16 protein-coding genes and 1 pseudogene are annotated in these 18470 nt (G+C 69.1%); 7 read left to right on the plus strand and 10 right to left on the minus strand.

The features are described from left to right. The first annotated feature begins 70 nt into the window (after positions 1–70). The 6 genes and pseudogenes from I4Q55_RS28775 to I4Q55_RS28800 all read left to right on the plus strand — a co-directional run bounded on the left by I4Q55_RS28775 (position 71) and on the right by I4Q55_RS28800 (position 7125). Entirely contained in the window at positions 71–763 is a 693-nt protein-coding gene (locus tag I4Q55_RS28775) for a type 1 glutamine amidotransferase domain-containing protein (protein WP_307793333.1), read from the plus strand. A 287-nt stretch (positions 764–1050) separates the two neighbouring features. Next, positions 1051–2223 (plus strand): ROK family transcriptional regulator, encoded by a 1173-nt coding sequence (locus I4Q55_RS28780; RefSeq protein ID WP_206791954.1) that lies wholly within the window; start codon positions 1051–1053, stop codon positions 2221–2223. 134 nt (positions 2224–2357) lie between these two features. After that, positions 2358–3707 carry an aspartate aminotransferase family protein gene (locus tag I4Q55_RS28785; protein ID WP_206791955.1) on the plus strand — a complete coding sequence of 450 codons (1350 nt, stop codon included), beginning with the start codon at positions 2358–2360 and terminating at the stop codon, positions 3705–3707. A gap of 22 nt (positions 3708–3729) precedes the next feature. After that, complete coding sequence (locus I4Q55_RS28790; protein ID WP_307793334.1) at positions 3730–4815, plus strand: phosphotransferase; 1086 nt, start codon at positions 3730–3732, stop codon at positions 4813–4815. After that, positions 4812–6348 (plus strand): annotated as a pseudogene (locus I4Q55_RS28795) (NAD-dependent succinate-semialdehyde dehydrogenase). The gene I4Q55_RS28790 and the pseudogene I4Q55_RS28795 overlap by 4 nt, the downstream one beginning before the upstream one ends. A gap of 105 nt (positions 6349–6453) precedes the next feature. Then, positions 6454–7125: a GntR family transcriptional regulator gene (locus I4Q55_RS28800; RefSeq protein WP_206791956.1), complete on the plus strand. Its 672-nt coding sequence runs from the start codon at positions 6454–6456 to the stop codon at positions 7123–7125. A 12-nt stretch (positions 7126–7137) separates the two neighbouring features. Here I4Q55_RS28800 and I4Q55_RS28805 read toward each other — a convergent pair whose 3' ends face one another. From I4Q55_RS28805 to I4Q55_RS28840, 8 genes are read right to left on the minus strand one after another with little or no spacing between them, the layout of a single operon-like run. Beyond that, entirely contained in the window at positions 7138–7872 is a 735-nt protein-coding gene (locus I4Q55_RS28805; RefSeq protein WP_206791958.1) for an SDR family NAD(P)-dependent oxidoreductase, read from the minus strand. 19 nt (positions 7873–7891) lie between these two features. Continuing rightward, a complete protein-coding gene (locus tag I4Q55_RS28810; protein WP_206791959.1) occupies positions 7892–8998 on the minus strand; it encodes an alanine racemase in 1107 nt (368 codons plus the stop codon). Beyond that, on the minus strand, positions 8995–9486 hold the full coding sequence (locus I4Q55_RS28815; protein WP_206791960.1) for a RidA family protein: 492 nt from the start codon (positions 9484–9486) through the stop codon (positions 8995–8997). The genes I4Q55_RS28810 and I4Q55_RS28815 overlap by 4 nt, the downstream gene beginning before the upstream one ends. Positions 9487–9488: 2 nt before the next feature. Continuing rightward, positions 9489–10256 carry an amino acid ABC transporter ATP-binding protein gene (locus I4Q55_RS28820; RefSeq protein ID WP_206791961.1) on the minus strand — a complete coding sequence of 256 codons (768 nt, stop codon included), beginning with the start codon at positions 10254–10256 and terminating at the stop codon, positions 9489–9491. Beyond that, positions 10253–11176, minus strand: a complete 924-nt coding sequence (locus I4Q55_RS28825; protein ID WP_242546939.1) for an amino acid ABC transporter permease — start codon at positions 11174–11176, stop codon at positions 10253–10255. Before I4Q55_RS28825 ends, I4Q55_RS28820 begins: the two co-directional genes overlap by 4 nt. Next, positions 11176–12105: an ABC transporter substrate-binding protein gene (locus I4Q55_RS28830; RefSeq protein ID WP_242546940.1), complete on the minus strand. Its 930-nt coding sequence runs from the start codon at positions 12103–12105 to the stop codon at positions 11176–11178. Before I4Q55_RS28830 ends, I4Q55_RS28825 begins: the two co-directional genes overlap by 1 nt. 52 nt (positions 12106–12157) lie before the next feature. Continuing rightward, positions 12158–13432 carry an FAD-binding oxidoreductase gene (locus I4Q55_RS28835; protein ID WP_206791962.1) on the minus strand — a complete coding sequence of 425 codons (1275 nt, stop codon included), beginning with the start codon at positions 13430–13432 and terminating at the stop codon, positions 12158–12160. A gap of 17 nt (positions 13433–13449) precedes the next feature. Then, positions 13450–14130, minus strand: coding sequence for a haloacid dehalogenase type II (locus I4Q55_RS28840; protein ID WP_307793336.1), 681 nt, complete (start codon positions 14128–14130; stop codon positions 13450–13452). 464 nt (positions 14131–14594) lie between these two features. On the opposite strand from I4Q55_RS28840, the gene I4Q55_RS28845 reads away from it, so the two are divergent. After that, the gene (locus I4Q55_RS28845) at positions 14595–16082 is read left to right on the plus strand and encodes a non-reducing end alpha-L-arabinofuranosidase family hydrolase (protein WP_206791963.1); all 1488 of its coding nucleotides are present in this window, start codon (positions 14595–14597) and stop codon (positions 16080–16082) included. A gap of 283 nt (positions 16083–16365) precedes the next feature. Here I4Q55_RS28845 and I4Q55_RS28850 read toward each other — a convergent pair whose 3' ends face one another. Both I4Q55_RS28850 and I4Q55_RS28855 read right to left on the minus strand, forming a co-directional pair. Continuing rightward, positions 16366–16743, minus strand: coding sequence for a carboxymuconolactone decarboxylase family protein (locus I4Q55_RS28850; protein WP_206792125.1), 378 nt, complete (start codon positions 16741–16743; stop codon positions 16366–16368). Positions 16744–16778: 35 nt separating this feature from the next. After that, positions 16779–18425, minus strand: coding sequence for an FAD-dependent monooxygenase (locus tag I4Q55_RS28855; protein ID WP_206791964.1), 1647 nt, complete (start codon positions 18423–18425; stop codon positions 16779–16781). Between the last annotated feature and the right edge of the window lie 45 nt (positions 18426–18470).

Raw genomic sequence — 18470 nt, forward strand, 5'->3', positions numbered from 1 at the left:
GACGCTTGAGGCCACCGCACAGACCGCCGGCGTCACCGACTTCGCCGACTCGTTACCGGAAGGAACAATCGTGCGCAAGATCCTGATCGTCATGTCCGCCGCGAGCATCTGGGAGCGCACCGACGGCTCGGAGTACCCGACCGGATACTGGGCCGAAGAGGTCGCCGCGCCCCACGAGAAGTTCGTGCGGGCCGGCTTCACGGTCGACTTCGCTTCCCCGGGCGGCGTGCTGCAGCCGCTCGACGCCCACAGCGCCGACCCGGAGATCGCCGGCCCGGACTGCGCGCACTACGTGGCGCACGCCGCGCGGGCGCTGAGTGAGTTCGGTCCGCTGCTCAAGCTGGACGAAATCGACATCGACGACTACGCCGCCGTGGTCATCCCCGGCGGGCACGGCCCGGTGGTCGACCTCTACCAGGACCGCGACCTCGGCCGGCTGCTCACCGAGGCGGACGCGGCCGGGAAGATCATCGGCGCCGTCTGCCACGGCCCCGCCGGCCTTCTGTCCGCTGTGGACGAAGACGGCGAATGGCTGTTCGCGGGCCGGGAGATGACGGCCTTCACCGACGAAGAGGAGCAGAGCTTCGGCACCGCGGAAGGCGCTCCGTGGCTCCTGGCCGGGACGCTGCGTCAGAAGGGGGCGAAGCATTCCGGGGGACCGGCGTACCAGGCGTACAACGTGCAGGACCGGAACCTCTTCACCGGCCAGAACCCGGCCTCCAGCGCCCCCATGGCCGAGGCCATGATCGGCGCGCTCGAGTAGCGAGGAACCCGTGATCGCCGCTCTGCCCCGGCCCGATCCCCCTACGCCGATGCGGACCACCTGACACCGGAAAACGGCAACCGGCCTGCCGCACAAGCCATCCGCCAGGCCGCGTGGCTTCTCGCCGCACTGCCCCCTGCCCGAGGCGGTTCGGCCGAGTGTCTTTCGTGACGGTCTGCCGAACCGGCGGAGGCGTGGCAGTGGTGGACAACCAGGTTCTGTGCGGCGGGCAGGCGCCACCAGCTATTATTCCAGTTCCAAACTGAAACCTTTGTTATGGTGGCGGTGTGCCGATCAACCCGACCACGCGCGACCACAACAAAGCGTCGGTCCTCGACGTCGTTCTCGCTGAGGCGCCCATGACGCGCAACAAGCTCATCGAGCTGACGGGTCTGAGCAAGGCCACGGTGTCGAGGGCGGTGGAGGAACTGCGGGCCGACGGCTTCGTCGTGGACCGCGGGGTCGACGCGGTCGCCGGTCGTGGCCGGCCGTCCACCTGCCTGGACATTCCCGGCACCACCGGGCACGTCGCCGGCGTGAGCTTCGGTGCGCAGACCACCGGTGTTCTCGTGAGCGACCTGAGAGGACGCGAAATCCAGCACGTGATCGTGCCCACCGCGAACCACGACGACGCCGGCAAGGCCGCCGCCTGGCTGGCCGGCCTGGTCGCCGGCGCCAGCCGGCCCGCGGCAGGGCCGCTGCGCCAGGTCGTCGTGGCCGTGCCCGGCCGGGTCCGCGACGGTGGCGAGATCTTCGGCCCGGCGGAGTCGATGACCTACCTCGCCGGCTCCCGCCTGCAAGGCGCGCTGGCGGACCTGGTCGGCGCTCCGGTGCTGCTCGACAGCGATGCGAACGCGTCTTTGCTGGGCATCCTCACCGACGACGTCACGATCGGGAACGCCGCACTCTTCAGTCTCAGCAGCATGCTCAGCTTCGCCTGCCGCGCCGATCGCGAGCCGGCGCGCGGGAGCACTCCGTCGTTCGGTGACGTCGGCGTGCTCTTCTCCGGAGTGCGCGGCAAACCTCTCGACGGCCTGCTGAGCACGGGAGGCCTGCTCGCGTTCGCGCGTGAGCAGGGGCTGGGGCTGGAACGCATCGACGATCTCTGGGGTGAGACGCACCACGACGAGGCGCGCACGGCGGTGGTGGAGGCGTTCACCACGGCGTTGGTGACTGCTGTGACCACCGTCGTCGTGACCCTGGACCCGGAGTCGATCTACCTCGTGGGCAGGCTGCGCACGCTGGTCGAGGAAGTCCTGCCGGAGGTGCGCAAACGCCTTGAGGAGCGTCTTCCCGCCGTTCCGCGGGTCACCGTCGCCACGCAGGTGCTCGGGCTGTCGACAGCGCGTGGCGCGGTGCACTCGTGCCTGGCGCTGGCTCAGGCCCGGTTGCGGGAGGCGCTGCTCGACGCACGTTGTCAAGCGCCGCAAGCGGACCAGCGGCCCTCGCCCGCCTTCTGAGCCGCCCGTGACATCGTCCCGCCGGGGGACGATGTGCACCCAAAAAGTTTCAGTTTGGAACTGGAACAACAAATGGTACGGTGAGACCACCAGCGGAGGAGACTCCGGCGGAACCAGACGGAAAGTGACGGCCGATGACTTCGACACTGAGCCGGGCGATCGCCAACTACCCGAACCGCTTCGACCCGGCCGTGCTGGATGCGCTCCCCGACCGTCTCCAGGACACGATCCGGCGCCGGACCGAGGTGCTGGGACCCGGCTACACCCTCATCTACCGCACGCCGGTCGAGTTCGTCTCCGGTCACGGCGCGCACCTCGTCGACCGCGACGGCAACGACTACCTCGACGCCTACAACAACGTCCCGTGCGTCGGGCACGCGCACCCGCACGTGGTGGCGGCCGTCGCCCGGCAGATGTCGGCGGTCAACACCAACACGCGCTACGTCCAGGACTCGCTGGTGGACTACGCGGAACGACTGCTCGCGACCTTTCCCGCGGAGTTGTCGAAGCTGAGCGTGGCGTGCAGCGGCTCGGAGGCCAACGACCTCGCGGTGCGCGTGGCCAGGTTCCACACCGGCGGCACCGGGATCATCGTGACCCGCTGGGCCTACCACGGCATCACCAGCGAGGTCGCGAGCTTCTCGCCGCACCTGGGCGCGGGATCGCCGCTGGGGCCGAACGTCAGGCTGATCGACCCGCCCGACCCGCGGCTCGTCGCGCCGGGGTCGACGCTGGCCGACCACATGCGTGCGCAGGTGCGTGGCGCGATCGACGACCTCGAGCGCCACGGCTACCGGCTCGCCGCCCTGATCACCGACTGCGCCCACACCAGTGACGGGATCTTCACCGACCCGGTCGGCTACCTGAAGGCCGTGGTCGAGGAGGTGCACGCGGCCGGCGGTGTCTACATCGCCGACGAGGTGCAGTCCGGGTTCGCCAGGCTGGGGGAGTCCATGTGGGGCTTCGCGCGCCACGGCGTGGTGCCGGACATCGTGACCATGGGCAAGCCGATGGGCAACGGGCTGCCGGTCTCCGGGGTGGTCTTCCGCCCCGAGGTCTCCGACGAGTTCGGGCGCAACGTCCGCTACTTCAACACCTTCGGCGGCAGCTCGATCCCCGTGGCGGCGGCGGCCGCGGTGCTGGACGTCTTCGAGCGGGAGAACGTGCAGCAGCGGGTCCTCGAAAACGGCAGGGCACTGCGCGCCGGGCTCGAGGAGATCACGCGGGAGTCGCCGTACGTCGCCGAAGTCCGCGGCAGCGGCCTCTACGTCGGCGTCGAGCTCGTGAAGGACCGGGAGACGCGCGAACCCGACCGTGCGCTCGCCGAGGACGTCATCAACGATCTGCGTGACCGGCGGGTGCTCATCAGCGGCACCGCGCGCGGGGCGAACGTGCTGAAGATCCGCCCTCCGCTGGCCTTCGACGCCGCTGACGTGACCCGGTTCCTGGAGACCTTCGCCCAGGTCGCCCGGGACCGGCTGTAGCGGCTGACCGGAGGGACGCACCGTGACCACCTCACCGCCGGCGGACCCCGGCAGGCGCCTCATGGTCGAAAGCGGACTGGCGTCGGCCCACGAACCCGTCGACGTGACGCTGGTGGGGACGCTCCTCGAGCAGCACTACCGGCTGCGCGGACGGCTCGCGCGGCTCGCGACGGAGAAGGACGACACGTTCCGGCTCATGACCGGCTCCGGTGACCACCTCGTGAAGGTGTCGCCGCCGGGTGAGAACGAGAGCGTCGTCGACCTGCAGACCGCCGCGATGCGCTTTCTGGAGGCCACCGCTCCCGCGTTGCCGGTCCAGCGCGTGCGGCTGACCGTCGACGGGAACGACTGCGTGGCCGTCGGCGGGGACGGCCACGGAACGCGAATCCTGCGGGTGTTCGGCTTCGTCCCCGGCCCGGTCTGGGCCGGGGCGAACCGGGACGCGCGGCAGCTCGCCGGGGCGGGCGAGATGCTCGGGCGGATCGACGTGGCACTCGCAGGATTCGCCCACCCCGCCGGCGGGCGGGGGCTGGCGTGGGACATCAAGCACTTCCCCCACCTGGCCGGGCTGGTCACGCACACGCCGGACGCCGGGCACCGCCGGCTGGCCGGGGAGGTCTCCCGGCTGTTCGGCGAGTTCGTCCTACCGCGCCTGAACGGCCTGGAAACACAGGTGATCCACGGTGACTACAGCCCGCACAACGTGGTCGTCGACCCGCACGGCGAGCCGTTCGTGACCGGCGTCATCGACTTCGGTGACACGGTGCGCAGCGCCCTGATCTTCGACCCCGCCGTGCCCATGGCCAACCTGCTCGGCCGCGGCCAGGAGAACCCCTGGCAGGACGCCTGCGCCTTCCTGCAGGGCTACGAGCGCGTCCGGCCGGTCGAGGATTCGGAACTCGCGCTCCTGCCCGTCGCCGCGCTTGCCCGGCTCACGCTGCGCGCGCTGATCACGAACTGGCGCGCGCAGCGTGTCCCACAACGGCGTGACTACCTCCTGGCCCACGCCGAAGACGACTGGAGCAACGTCGAGCAGGCGCTCGCCGTGCCCCTCGACGAGGTCGTCGCCCAACTCCGCCGAAGCCGAACTCCGAGGAAGCACCCATGAGCCCGACTGTGATCAAGGACGTCCCCAAGCAGCTGTTCATCGCCGGTGCCTGGCAGGACGCGGAGTCCGGCCGCACCCTGGCCGTCGACGACCCGGCCACCGGCGAGGAGCTGTGCCTGGTCGCCGACGCCTCGCCCGCCGACGGCAGGCGCGCCGCCGAAGCGGCGGGGGGCGGGCCCGCCCCCCGGGCGGCGGCCCCCCCCCCCCCCCCCCCCGCAGAACGCTCGGCGCCCCCCCCACGCGGCGGGCGGGCCCCCCCCGGGGTGGGCCGCGACCGCACCCCGCGTCCGCAGCGAGATCCTTCGCCGCGCCTACGACATCATCGTGTCCCGCACCGAGGAACTCGCCCTGCTGATGACCCTCGAGATGGGCAAACCTCTCGACCAGGCGCGCGGTGAGGTCGCCTACGCCGCCGAGTTCTTCCGCTGGTTCTCCGAAGAGGCCGTCCGCGTCGACGGAGGCATGACGACCGCCCCGGACGGCAAGAACCGCCTGATGGTGCTGCGTCAGCCCGTCGGTCCCTGTCTGCTCATCACCCCGTGGAACTTCCCGCTGGCCATGGGGACCCGCAAGATCGGCCCCGCGGTCGCCGCCGGCTGCACCATGGTTCTCAAGCCGGCTCCGCAGACCCCGCTGTCCACCCTCGCGCTCGCCGCGATCCTCACCGAGGCCGGGCTGCCCGACGGCGTGCTCAACGTGGTCGTCACCTCGGACGCGGCAGGCGTCGTCGAGCCTCTGCTGCGCGGCGGGCAGATCCGCAAGCTCTCGTTCACCGGCTCCACCCAGGTCGGCAAGATCCTGCTGGCCCAGTGCGCCGACACGGTCGTGCGCGCGTCCATGGAACTGGGCGGCAACGCACCCGTGATCGTCTTCGCCGACGCCGACCTGGACATCGCGGTCGAGGGCACGATGCAGGCGAAGATGCGCAACATGGGCGAGGCCTGCACCGCCGCCAACCGGATCTTCGTCCACAGCTCGCTCGCGGAGGAGTTCGCAGCGCGCCTGGCCGGCCGCATGCAAGCCCTCACCGTCGGCGTGGGCACCGAACCGGGCGTCGACGTCGGCCCCCTCATCGACGACACGGGCCGCGGCAAGGTCCACCAGCTCGTGCTCGACGCCGTGCGGCACGGCGCCAAGCTCGTCACGGGCGGCGAACTGCCCGACGGCCCCGGCTGCTTCTACCCGCCGACCGTGCTGACCGGAATCACCGCCGGGGCCGCCATCGCGCGGACGGAGATCTTCGGTCCGGTGGCGGCGCTGCGCACGTTCGACGACGAGGACGAGGTCGTCGCCGCCGCCAACGCCACCGACTGGGGTCTCGTCGGTTACGTGTTCACCCGCGATCTCGATCGCGCGCTGCGGGTGAGCGAGCGGCTGGAGAGCGGCATGGTCGGCCTCAACACCGGGGTCGTCTCCAATCCCGCCGCACCGTTCGGCGGTGTGAAGCAGTCCGGCCTCGGCAGGGAAGGCGGACGGGCCGGCATGGACGGCTTCCTGGAGTACAAGTACATCGCGATCCCCACGGGGAACTGACGCCGCGCCGGGGCCTTGCCCCGAGGTGAATCCGCCGAGGGGCCCCCGTCCGCCCGTGCCGGGCCGGTATAGTCGACAAAAGACAATCGGGAGGGCGGCGGGGGAATGGACCGCAAGTTCAAGTGGATCGAAGACCGGACGACGACGCCGGATGGCGTCTACCGCGTGCTGCGTGCTGCCATCCTCGACGGGACCGTGCCTCCTGGCGGGCCGCTGCGTGAGGCGCACATCGCCACGGACCTCGGCATCAGCCGGTCCCCGCTGCGCGAGGCGCTGACCAAGCTGGAGGAAGAGGGGCTCATCGTCAAGATCCCCTACCGCGGGGCGTTCGTCGCGGAGGTGAGCGCTCAGGACATCGCCGAGATCGACGCGATCCGCCTGCTCGTCGAGCCGTACGCGGCCGAGCTCGCTTACGAAGCGCTGCGCGGTCCCGAGCGGTCGAGGTTCCTGCGGACCGTCGAGGACCTCCACCAGGCCCTGGCGAAGAACGACATCCCGGCCAGCGTCGACGCGCACCTCGGCTTCCACCGGCTCTTCTACGACCTCTCCGGCAGCGGCGCTCTGCAGAACCTCTGGAACGGCTGGGAGGCCAAGCTGCGGCTCTACCTCAGCGTCGATCACCAGACCTACAGCGACCCGCGCGAGCTGGCCGTCGAGCACGAGAGGCTGGCCGCGGTCGCGCTGGAGGGTGACATCGACGAGTTCCGCGAGGAGCTAGCCGCCCACTTCCGGACGGGACTGAGCGGCAAGGCCGAGGTCCACCCCCGGAAGGCGTGAGGCCGGGCCGGGTCAGAAGGCGGTGTAGCCGCCGTCGACCGGCAGCACCGCTCCGGTGATGTAGGTCGATTCCGCGGACGCGAGGAAGAGAACCGCGTCGGCGACCTCTTCCGGGGTGGCGAGGCGCTGGAGCGGGATCTGCGTCTCACGCTCGCGACGATGGGCCTCGGGGTCGGCGCTGCGCCGGAACGACGCCTCGATGATCGGCGTGACGGTGAGGCCGGGGGCGACGACGTTGACGCGGATGTTGCGCGGGGCCCACTCGATCGCCGCGCCCTTCGCGAGCATGATGAGGCCGCCCTTGGCCGCGGAGTACAGGACTTCGCCCGCCTTGCCGACCATGCCGAGCCGTGAGCTGACGCAGACGAACGCGCCTCCCGCGGCGGGCATCAGCGGCGCGAAGTGCTTCATCACCAGGAACGCGCTGAGCAGGTTGCTGTCGAGCACGTTCTTCGCGGCCTCGCCGGTCATCTCGGTGAGCGGGCTGCTGGCCTGCAGGCCGTGGTTCAGGACGACGACGTCGACGGTGCCGAACGACTCGGCGGCCTGGCGGGCCAGGGCTTCGACGAACGCCTCGTCGTTGAGATCGCCGGGGACGTACCGGTCGTCGGGCTGCGCCGTGTCGAGTCGCTCCCTCCGGCTGGTGAGCAGCAGTCGTGCGCCCTCGCGGCGGAAGTGGGAGCTCACCGCCTCGCCGATGCCGCTGCCGGCACCGGTCACCAGCGCCGTCACGTGGTCGAGTCTCATGTCGGGCAACTCCTGTGGGTCAGCTGAGGAAACCGCGGGCGTCGATCGGCCATCGTTCCAGCGACGTGCCCGTGCTGTCGGTGACGATCAGCTCCTCGAAGTTGATCACGACCGGGCAGACGTGGTTCGGCACCACCGGTAGGACGGTGCCGATGCCGGGGCGGAACTCACCGGCGGGCAGCCCGAGGAATCCGTGGTACTCGTTGAGCTTGGTCAGGACGGCCTTCGTGCCGGCGACGCCGCCGTAGCCGCGTTCGGCGCTGCCTTCCCGGCTGAGGGCTTTGGTGCCCGCATCGACGATCACCTGGTCGGGGACCCAGTCGCTGACCACGGTGGTGGCGACGAACAGTGCGACCTGGTCGTCCGTGCAGGAGCCGAGCCGGGTGTTGTCCAGGTCACCGAAGACGTACTCGCCGGGGCGGATCTCGGTGATCACGCCGCTGCTGGTGAACTCGACGGTCGGGGTGGAGCCGGCGCTCACCACCTGCGCGCTGATCCCGGCACCGGAGAGGCTGCGCACCGCGGTGACGAGCGCGGCGTCCTGGTCGCGCGCGGCGCGCAGGCGAGCGTCCGGACCGGCACTGCCGTGACCCGGATACGTGAAGACGCCCACCGGCACCAGGCCGCGCCGGCCGGCGGCCAGCGCGAGGTCGCCCGCGAGCTCGGGCGGTGCCCCGGAGCGCCGGGCGCCGCAGTCCACCTCGATCACGACCTCCAGCCGCTCCGGCTCGCCCGCCATCGCGTCGGCGAGTGCGTCGATCGCCGCGACGTTGTCCACGCCGACCCGCAGCCGGACGGACTCGGCCAGCCTGCGCAGCCGCGCCCCCTTGGTTCCCGAAGGCCAGACCGGGTAGGCGAGGAAGATGTCGTCGAATCCGGCCGCGGCGAAGACCTCGGCCTCACCGACGTTGCCGGCGGTGATGCCGACCGCTCCCGCCGCGAGCTGGCGCCTGCCGATCTCGACGCACTTGTGCGTCTTGACGTGCGGCCGGACGTGGAGACCGTGCCGGCCGGCGAAGGCCTGCATGCGGTCGATGTTGTCCTGCATGACGTCGACCAGCACGATCGGCGCCGGGGTGTCGATCCGCCCCGCCAAGGCGGCGAGCGCGTGCTGGAGCCGGCTCACGGTGCACTCCTCTCCTCCACCGCGGTGCAGACCAGCTGGATCTCGACCGGACTGTTGCGCGGCAGCCCCGCGACGCCGATCGCGGTGCGCGCGTGCCGCCCGTTCTCACCGAGCACGTCGACGAGGAGGTCACTGGCCGCGTCGGCGACGCGCGACTGCTCGCCCAGATCCGGTGTGCTTGCCACGAAAACCAGCATCTGCACGATCCGGACCCGGTCCAGGTCTCCCACCGCGTCCGCGGCGACGGCGAGTGCGTTGAGCGCGGTCTGCCGGGCCAGGTCGCGCGCCGTCGGCACGTCGACGTCCCGGCTGACGATGCCCTGGCCCAGCAGCACGCCGTCCCGGTACGGCAACTGGCCCGAGATGTGGACGCTCGAGTCCACCGTCCGGTGGTTCACGAAGTGCGGGCTCGCACCGAATCCGAGGGCGGGCAGCTCCAGACCGAGAGCCCGGAGCCGCTCCGTTGCCTTCACAGCACTTTCGAGCACAGTCACAGCACCCTTTCCAGGAACTCTTGGGTTCGTTTTTCTTGGGGGTTGGCGAGTACTTCGCGGGCGTCGCCGCGTTCGACGGCGATTCCGTCGTCCATGAAGAGGATTTCGTCGGCGACGTCGCGGGCGAAGCCCATTTCGTGGGTGACCAGCAGCATGGTCATGCCGTTGTGGGCGAGGTCGCGCATGACGGCGAGGACTTCGCCGACGAGCTCCGGGTCGAGTGCGCTGGTGGGTTCGTCGAACAGCATGATGCTGGGGTTCATGGCGAGGGCGCGGGCGATGGCGACGCGTTGTTGCTGGCCGCCGGAGAGCTGGGCGGGGTATTTGTGGCCGCAGCCGGCGAGCCCGACTTGGGCCAGGAGTTCTTGGGCCTGTTCCCTGGCGGTCTTGCGGTTCGTTTTCTTGACCAGTACTGGTCCGGACATGACGTTGGTTTCGGCGGTCATGGTGGGGAACAGGTTGAACTGCTGGAAGACCATGCCGATGTGGGCGCGTTGCTCGGCCAGTCGGTGCGGGGGGAGGGCGAGGTAGGCGTTGTCCGTCTCGGTGTAGCCGAAGTCTTCGCCGTTGACCCGCAGGACGCCGCGGTCGATGGTTTCCAGTCCGTTGACGCAGCGCAGCAGTGTGGACTTGCCGGATCCGCTGGGGCCGATGATGCACGAGATCTCGCCCGCCGCCACGGCCAGGTCGATTCCGCGCAGGACCTGGTGGCTGCCGAAGCTCTTGTGCAGCTTGCGCGCGACGATCGTTCCGTCTGCTTTCACAGCAACGACTCCTTTGTCGCGGTGGCGACTGCGGCCGGCCGGCGGGTGGAGCGGGAGAAGCGGCGTTCGATCATGGACTGGGGGACGCTGAGGGCCAGTGTCATGACCAGGTACCAGAGGCTGGCGACGATGAGCAGGGGAATGGTCTGGTAGGTGCGGGCGTAGATGGATTGTGCGCTGTTGAGGAGTTCGGCGACGCCGAGCACGCTGACCAGTGAGGTGCCTTTGAGCATGCCGATCACCTGGTTACCGGTGGCGGGGATGATCGCGGGCATGGTCTGCGGGATGATCACGTGGCGGAGCCTGGTGAAACCGCGCATGCCCAGGGAGTCCGCGGCTTCGTACTGGCCACGGCTGACCGAGGCGAAGCCGCCGCGGATGATTTCGGCCATGTAGGCGGCCTCGTTCAGCGTCAGGCCGACGATGGCGGCGGTCAGCGGGGTCATGACCGCGTTGACGTCCACGGGGGTCGAGATGTCGGTGAAGGGGATGCCGAGGGAGATGTGCGGGTACAGCGCGGCGATGTTGAACCAGAAGATCAGCTGCACGAGTACGGGTGTGCCGCGGAAGAAGGTGATGTAGAGCCGCGCCAGGCCCGAAATCGGTGTCTGGTGCGACATGCGCATGACGGCGAGCAGCAACCCGAGCAGCACGCCCAGTCCCATGCTGACCACGGTCAGGACCAGGGTGAGGACCAGTCCGTCCAGAATGGACTGAGTGGTGAAGTAGCCGAACACCACCGGCCACTGGTAGTTCTCGTTGGTCGCCGTGGTGTAGATCAGACCGGCGACGATCGCGATCGCGACCGCCCAGCAGGCGACGTCGCGCGGACGTTTCGGTGTGATCCGCTTCTTGTTCTCCGGCAGCAGTTCCGGCAACGGCCGGCCCTTGGTCGTCGGATCGATCGTGTTCGTCGTCATCACTGCCCCAGCGGAACGGCCATCGCGGCGGTCTTGATGCCGAGGCCCTGGAAGCCCCAGCGGTCGAGTGCTTCGGTGTACTTGGGACTGTCGATGACGGACTGGATCGCCGCCTGGATCGCGCGGGTGAGCGGGGAACCCTTGGGCAGTGCGACGTTCACCGTCGCGGAGACCACCCGCTCCGGAAGGACTTCCAGGACGTTGGGCTGTCGTTTGGCGGTCCACGACAGCGAGGTGAAGTCGTACATCACCGCGTCGAGGCGCTTGGAGGAGAGCTGGGTCAGTGAGTCGTTGACGCTGGGCAGGGTGACTCCGGTGATGGCCGGCTTTCCCTGGCTCGTGCAGTCCTTGTCGCTCAGCTGGGGCAGCCACTTGATTTCCGCCGTGGTGCCGGACTGCACGCCGACGCGGCGTCCGCACAGCTCGTGGACGGCGAGCTTCTGCGGGTTGCCGCGCGGTACGGCGACGCCGGTGCCGTTCTGGAAGTAGTTGATCATGTCGAGCACCTTGAGCCGTTCCGCGGTGGCGCCCATGGTGGTGGCGGTGAAGTCGAATCTGTTGCCCTGCAGGCCGGGGACGATGGTGTCGAACTTGACGTTGTCGATCTGGAGCTTCAGCCCGAGCTTGGCGGCGATGAGCCGCGCCATGTCCGGGTTGAACCCGATCGGGGTCTTGTTGTCCGCCGCCATGAACGTCGTGGGCGGACTCGACAGGTCCATCGCCACCGAGATCGTGCCCTTGGCCTTCACGGCTTCCGGCAACAGCTTCACCGCCGCCGGATCCGGCGGCACACCGACCGAGATGTCGTCGGTGTGCTCGACCTGATCGGGCTCCTTGGGCTGGGTGGTGTCGACCGACCCGCACGCGACCAGCGCGAATGTCAGGGACATCGCGGCCGACGCGGCACGCAGTGGTGTGGTGACTCGCATGGTTGCCGTCCTTCTGCAGACTGGGAACATGGTGCGGGACGAGGCGGCCCGCTCACTTCATGAGGTCCTTGAACTTGTAGTAGGCGCCTGCGAAAGGCAGGAACCAGGGCGGTCCGAAATGCCCGGGGATGCGGGTGAACTTCAAGTCGCGCCACGGGTTCGCGCTCGTCGTCCCGTTCAGGTACTCGGCCATCTGCTTGCCCATGTGCGTGGCCATCTGCACGCCGTGACCGGAGTAGCCGAGCGAGTAGAACAACCCGTCACGCTCGCCGGCGTGCACCATGCGGTCCATGCTCATGTCGACCAGACCGCCCCAGCAGTAGTCGACCCGTGCGTTCGCGAGCTGCGGGAAGGTCTCGGTCATCGCCTTCTGCAGGATGCGCCCGCACTTCTCGTCCGACTGCGGGTTGGACATGGTGAACCGGGCACGGCCGCCGAACAGCAGCCGGTGGTCCGGGGTGATCCTGAAGTAGTTCAACAGGTTCTTCGACGTCGACGCCATCCGCCTGGTCGGCAGCAGTTCGTCGCAGACGTCCTCGCCCAGCGGCTCGGTCACGATGATGAAGCTGCCGACGGGCGCGATCCTGACCTGCTGCCAGCGGAACGGCCGGCCGGTGTAGCCGCTGGTCGCCACGAGCACCTGGTCCGCCTGCACGGTTCCCCGCGGGGTGACCAGTTCGTGCCGCGTTCCGTGCAGCCGCCGGAACCGCTCGACCGGTGCCTTCTCGTGGATCGTGGCACCTGCCCGCACCGCTGCCTCGGCGAGTCCCTTGGCGAACTTGCCGACGTGCAGACCCGCGCTCTTGGAGTCGACCAGCGCGCCGTGGAAGCAGTCGGAGCCGATTTCCGCGCCGAGCTCGTGCCTGCTCACCAAGCGTGTCTCGACGCCGATCCCGGACAGCGCCTCGGCGGTCTTGCGCAGGCCGTCGACGTGGGCCGGCTTGGACGCGAGGTTCAGCTTGCCGGTGCGGGCGAAATCGCAGTCGATGCCCTCGTCGCCGACGAGCTTCTCGACGGTGTCGACCGCGTCGTGGTAGGCCAGCAGGTACGCCTTCGCGGTGTCCAGGCCGTACCGGCTGACCGCGTCGCGGAAGCCGATCGACAGTCCGGTGGTGGCCATGCCGCCGTTGCGGCCGGACGCACCCCAGCCGACGGTCTCCTTTTCGAAGACCTGGACGTCGGCGCCCTTCCGCGCCAGGTGCAGGGCCGCGGAGAGACCGGTCAGCCCGGCACCGACGACCGCGACGTCGACCCGCCCGCCGATTTCGGTCCGCGACCGGGAGGGGCCCTGTGGTGCGGTGTCGAGCCAGTACGGGGTGAACTTCATCGCTGTTCTCCTGCTCTTCAGGGGCGGGGCAGGCCGAACAGGACGGGAAGGTCGGCGATGTCGGTGATCCGCTCGCAGCCGAGCCACGGGTGGTCCGGCTCGAAGCCGCGGTCCATGTACACCTTGTTCTCGAAGCCCATGACGGTCGCGGAGCGGAGGTCGTACTTCGGGCTCGCCGAGACCCACGCGATCTCGTCGGGCGTCGCGCCGAGCTTGTCCAGCGTGTACCGCCACGCCTGCAGCCGCGGCTTGTAGCAGCCCATCTGCTCGGCGGTGATGACGACCTCGAACGGGGCCTTGAGGTTCTCCACGAGGCTCGGCGCGTGCGCGTCGTCGGTGTTCGTCACGATGACCAGCGGAACCGCCTCGGCCAGGCGGTTCAGGGCCTCGGTGACACCGGGGTACGGGGTGAACGTGGGGATCTGTTCGTACACCGCCTCGGCGTCACCGGCGCGGTACTCCAGGCCGAAGTGGCGCATGGTGCGCTCCAGCGAGTGAGCGATGATCTGGTGGAACGGCTTGTAGTCGCCCAGGGTCTCGTCGTACCGGAACTCGTTGCCCGTCCGCAGGAAGGTGTCGGCGATGTCGGCGGGGAGCCGGTCACCCAGTACTCGGCGGATCACCTCGTTGATGCGGAAGTGGATCAACGTCCCGTTCATGTCGAACGTGGCGAACTTCGGCTTGCTCTCGAAACTCACTGTTCCTCCTGTGTTCAGTCGTCGTTTGTCGATTGTCGACCATCCTGGGGAAGCTGTCAACGCTGCGTCGGCTACGCGAGGCCGGTGCCGAGTGGGGCCGGCTCACCCTTCCCGGGATCGGCTACCCGGATCGCGGCCTTGAGCGACGGTCGGCGAACGGGTGAGTCAGCTTGACGGCCGCCGCCTCGGCGGGGTCCAGCGTCTCATGCGCGTCTTCCTGCGAAAACGTGCCCGTAACATCTTGACACGGCCGATGTTATCGTTCACAGTCCACGGGTGCGCTCAGTCGCACGACCGGTTGGCTGCTCCACACCTATAACCACGCTCATTCCCGTACGGACCCGTCCCGAAAAGTGTTAGCGCTAACACTCCGTTCGGGCAGTTGTCCGTGCGCGGGTGTCGTCGGCGTCCGCGCCGATGCCGCCCGCCTCGTGTCGGCGATCCCATGGTGAAAGGAAGACGCTATGTCGGTTGGGTTTGCGCGCGCCGCGAGGTGGCGTCGCCGGTGGCGGTCGGGGGTGGCCGCGGTGGCGGTGGTGGTGTTCGTGGGTGGGCTGCTCACGGTGGCCACGACGCCGGCGTCGGCCGCCACGGTGGACACGACCGCCTGGTACGTCCTGGTGAACCGCAACAGCGGCAAGGCCCTCGACGTCAACGGCGCGTCCACGGCCGACGGCGCCAACCTCGTCCAGTGGACCCGCACCAACGCCACCAACCAGCAGTTCCAGTTCGTGGACTCCGGCGGCGGCTACTACCGGCTGCGCGCGCGGCACTCCGGCAAGGTGCTCGACGTCTTCGACTGGTCGGCGGCAGACGGTGCCGCGATCGTGCAGTGGGCCGACGGCAACGGCGCCAACCAGCAGTTCCGGCTGGCCGACTCCCCCGACGGGTACGTCCGGTTGATCAACCGCAACAGCAACAAGGCCGCCGAGGTGCAAGGCCTGTCGACCGCCGACGGCGCCGGCGTCGCGCAGTGGGGCGACTGGAACGGCAGCAACCAGCAATGGCAACTCGTCCAGGTCGGCGGGGGCAGCGGCACCTGCACGCTGCCGTCGACCTACCGCTGGACGTCGACCGGCCCGCTGGCCACCCCGAAGCAGGGCTGGGTGTCCCTCAAGGACTTCACCCACGTCGTCTACAACGGCAAGCACGTCGTCTACGGCACGACCAGTGACAGCCAATCGAACTGGCGATCGATGAGCTTCAGCCCCTTCACGAACTGGTCCGACATGGCCACCGCCACCCAGAACTCGATGTCGTTCAACGCCGTCGCGCCGACACTGTTCTACTTCGCCCCGAAGAACATCTGGGTGCTCGCCTACCAGTGGGACGGGCCGACCTTCTCCTACCGCACCTCGAGCGACCCCACCAACCCCAACGGCTGGTCCGCGCCGCAGACGCTGTTCACGGGCAGCATCCCCGTCACCGCCCCCATCGACCAGACCCTCATCGCCGACGACACGAACATGTACCTGTTCTTCGCCGGCGACAACGGCAAGATCTACCGCGCCAGCATGCCCATCGGGAACTTCCCGGGCAGTTTCGGCTCGAACTACACGACGATCATGAGCGACACGCAGGACAACCTGTTCGAAGCGGTCGAGGTCTACAAGGTCCAGGGCCAGAACCAGTACCTCATGATCGTCGAGGCGCGAGGGGCGTGGCCGAAAGCGCAGCGCTTCTTCCGCTCGTTCACGGCCACCAGCCTGAGCGGCACGTGGACGCCGCAGGCCGCCACCGAGAGCAACCCGTTCGCGGGCAAGGCCAACAGTGGCGCCACCTGGACCGACGACATCAGCCACGGCGATCTGGTCCGTACCAACCCCGACCAGACCAAGACCATCGACCCCTGCAACCTCCAGTTCCTCTACCAGGGGCGCGACCCCGGTTCCGACGGCATGGACTACCCCCTCCTGCCTTACCGGCCGGGGGTGCTGACGCTGCAGCGCTAGCCAGTGGCGTGACGCAGGTCCAGCTCCGGACGTTCGCCGAAAACCGGCGGACGATCAGGAACGGGTGGATCCGGAAGGCGGGCTCGGTGCACGGCCGAGCCCCGCCTTCGCCCGCGGAGAACCCGGATCCTTGTGGTGCCCCGGGCTGGAATCGAACCTGCGACCGTGGAGAGCTACCTCGGTTTCAGCGCGTTGTCGCGCAACGGCCTGATCGACGCGTGCGAGTGCGGCCGAGCGTCTGATCCCCGCCGAACTGTGCGGATGTGCCCGCGTAGGGCGCGGATCATGTTGTGGCGGGGGGAGAATCGGCAGAAGCAGCCAGCCCGTCCAGCACGCGTTCGGCGATCAGCATGGCGCCGCGGGCATGCGGTACGCCGGCGTACACCGCCGAGTGGAGCAGCACCTCCGCGATCTCTTCGGGAGTCAGTCCGTTGCGCACCGCCACCTCGGTGTGCAGCGCGATCTCGTCCTCGCGCCCGAGTGCCGTGAGGATGGCGAGAGTGATGCAGCTGCGTGTGCGGCGGTCCAACGTCTCGCGGCTCCACACCTGGCCCCACACGGATCGGGTCAGGTAGTCGAAGAACGGACGGTTGAAATCACTCGACCGGGCGATCGAGCCGTCGACCCGGTCATCGCCCAGCACCTCTCGGCGCACTCGCATGCCCCGCACGAAATCCGGGTCGCGCTCCAGGTCGGTCACAGGTGCCCCCACGAGGCGTGTCCGGTGACGATGTCGAGGAGGTGCTCGATCTCCGCCGGTAGCTCGTCTCCCCGCCAGACGACGTGGTGGTCGGTGCGCACGAGGGCGGCCCGGCGCTCATACAGGGCGAGCAGCGACTCGCGGTCCCCTTCAGCCGGCGCGAAGACCGCCAGCGGAATCCCGCGTTCCTCGGCGCGCTTCGCCAGCTCGGTTGCGTCCACTCCGCCGAGGTCGAGCAGCGTGAACCCGGGGCCGAGGTGGTCGTAGAGCGAGCTCCCGTCCGTCAACCAGAGATGCGGCGCGCGGTAACCGGGAGCCGCACACGGCGTGTAATCCGCAAAAGTCGGTTCGGGCAGATCACGCTCGGTGCCGTCGCGGACGATCAGCGGGGAGGCCGAGTAGCGGTAGCCGAGCTGCCCGCCCATCCGCTTGAACTGCACCAGCTTGCGCTCGAGGATGTCCTGCTTGACCGCCTCTCGAACCGCATCGCCCTCGGGCCCCTCAGTCTCGATCCCGTCCTGGACGAGCTCGATCGCGCCAAGGGCGTGGTTGGCCTCCGAGCCCAGCTGGATGAACCGCACGGCCTCCCGCCGGTCGATGGAGTACGACGGGATGAGCGCCGGACCGCCCCACCCCTGCACGAGCGCGGCGAGCTTCCAGCCGAGGTCCGCGGCGTCCCCGATCCCGGAGTTCATGCCGAAGCCACCCTGAGGGGAAACCATGTGCGCGGCATCGCCGGCGAGCATGACGCGCCCGAAGTCGAACCGTGGCGCGAGCAGCGAGTTCTCGGCGAAAGCGCCACCGGAGAGCGGTTCGAGATCGACCTCCTGTCCGACGGCCTTGAGGATGAGGCCCTTGACCTGGCCCCAGTCGTCGCCGTCGATGCCCTGCGGCGCCGGGCCGGCGAAGTACTGCCAGGTGTCCGGGCCCTGCGACGTGATCAAGTCGCTTCCGCGGTCCTCGTTGTAGAAGTAGGCCATCGACACCGCAGGTCCTGCGGTCCAGACCTCGCGGAGCTGCCTGGAACGGAAGTGCCACGAGAGACTCATCGCCAGGGTCCGGCCCTCGTGGCGCACGTTCAGGACCCGGCGCAGGTTCCCGCGTGAGCCGTCGGAGAGAACGAGGTAGGAGCCGCGGACCCGGTAGGCGACACCGTCCGCGGCCTTGACCTCGACGCTGACACCGTCGTCGTCCTGCGCGAAGGTGACCACTTCGTTCTCGTTGCGGTAGTCGATCAGGGGCAGCTCGGCGACCCGGGCCCACATGGTCTTCTCGATGCCCTCGTTCGGAGCCCATTCGGCGACCTCGGACGCGAACGGCAGCGGCTCGCTCCACTCGTACGAACGGGGCAGGTTGAGGATGAGATGGCCGTTGAGGCGGGTCACGAACGACACGTCGCGCTGGATGTCCTCGGGCACCGGGTCGTTCTCGCGCAACGCGTCCGCCATGCCCCAGCGGCGGAAGTGCTCCATCGAGCGCACGTTCGTCATGTTGGTGCGCAGCAGGAACGGCTTTCCGCGCTCCCGTCGCTCGAGGACGATGCTCGGCACACCGCGCAGCGCCAGGTCGATCGCCAGCGACGAACCGACGGGGCCGCCGCCCGCGATGACCACCGGGACGTCCGCCGGCCTGTTCGTACTCATGGTCGAACCTCTCTCCTCGTCCCCGCAGCGCCTGGCAGTCACAAT

Origin of the sequence: Amycolatopsis sp. MtRt-6 (assembly GCF_017308975.1) — a bacterium.
Taxonomy (GTDB): Bacteria; Actinomycetota; Actinomycetes; order Mycobacteriales; family Pseudonocardiaceae; genus Amycolatopsis.

What these genes read in the sequence shown, in the direction of transcription:
- I4Q55_RS28785 (WP_206791955.1), top strand. Translation starts at nt 2,358, where the DNA reads ATGACTTCGACACTGAGCCGGGCGATCGCCAACTACCCGAACCGCTTC.
- I4Q55_RS28800 (WP_206791956.1), top strand. Translation starts at nt 6,454, where the DNA reads ATGGACCGCAAGTTCAAGTGGATCGAAGACCGGACGACGACGCCGGAT.
- I4Q55_RS28805 (WP_206791958.1), bottom strand. Translation starts at nt 7,872, where the DNA reads ATGAGACTCGACCACGTGACGGCGCTGGTGACCGGTGCCGGCAGCGGC.
- I4Q55_RS28825 (WP_242546939.1), bottom strand. Translation starts at nt 11,176, where the DNA reads ATGACGACGAACACGATCGATCCGACGACCAAGGGCCGGCCGTTGCCG.
- I4Q55_RS28830 (WP_242546940.1), bottom strand. Translation starts at nt 12,105, where the DNA reads ATGCGAGTCACCACACCACTGCGTGCCGCGTCGGCCGCGATGTCCCTG.
- I4Q55_RS28835 (WP_206791962.1), bottom strand. Translation starts at nt 13,432, where the DNA reads ATGAAGTTCACCCCGTACTGGCTCGACACCGCACCACAGGGCCCCTCC.
- I4Q55_RS28845 (WP_206791963.1), top strand. Translation starts at nt 14,595, where the DNA reads ATGTCGGTTGGGTTTGCGCGCGCCGCGAGGTGGCGTCGCCGGTGGCGG.
- I4Q55_RS28850 (WP_206792125.1), bottom strand. Translation starts at nt 16,743, where the DNA reads ATGCGAGTGCGCCGAGAGGTGCTGGGCGATGACCGGGTCGACGGCTCG.
- I4Q55_RS28855 (WP_206791964.1), bottom strand. Translation starts at nt 18,425, where the DNA reads ATGAGTACGAACAGGCCGGCGGACGTCCCGGTGGTCATCGCGGGCGGC.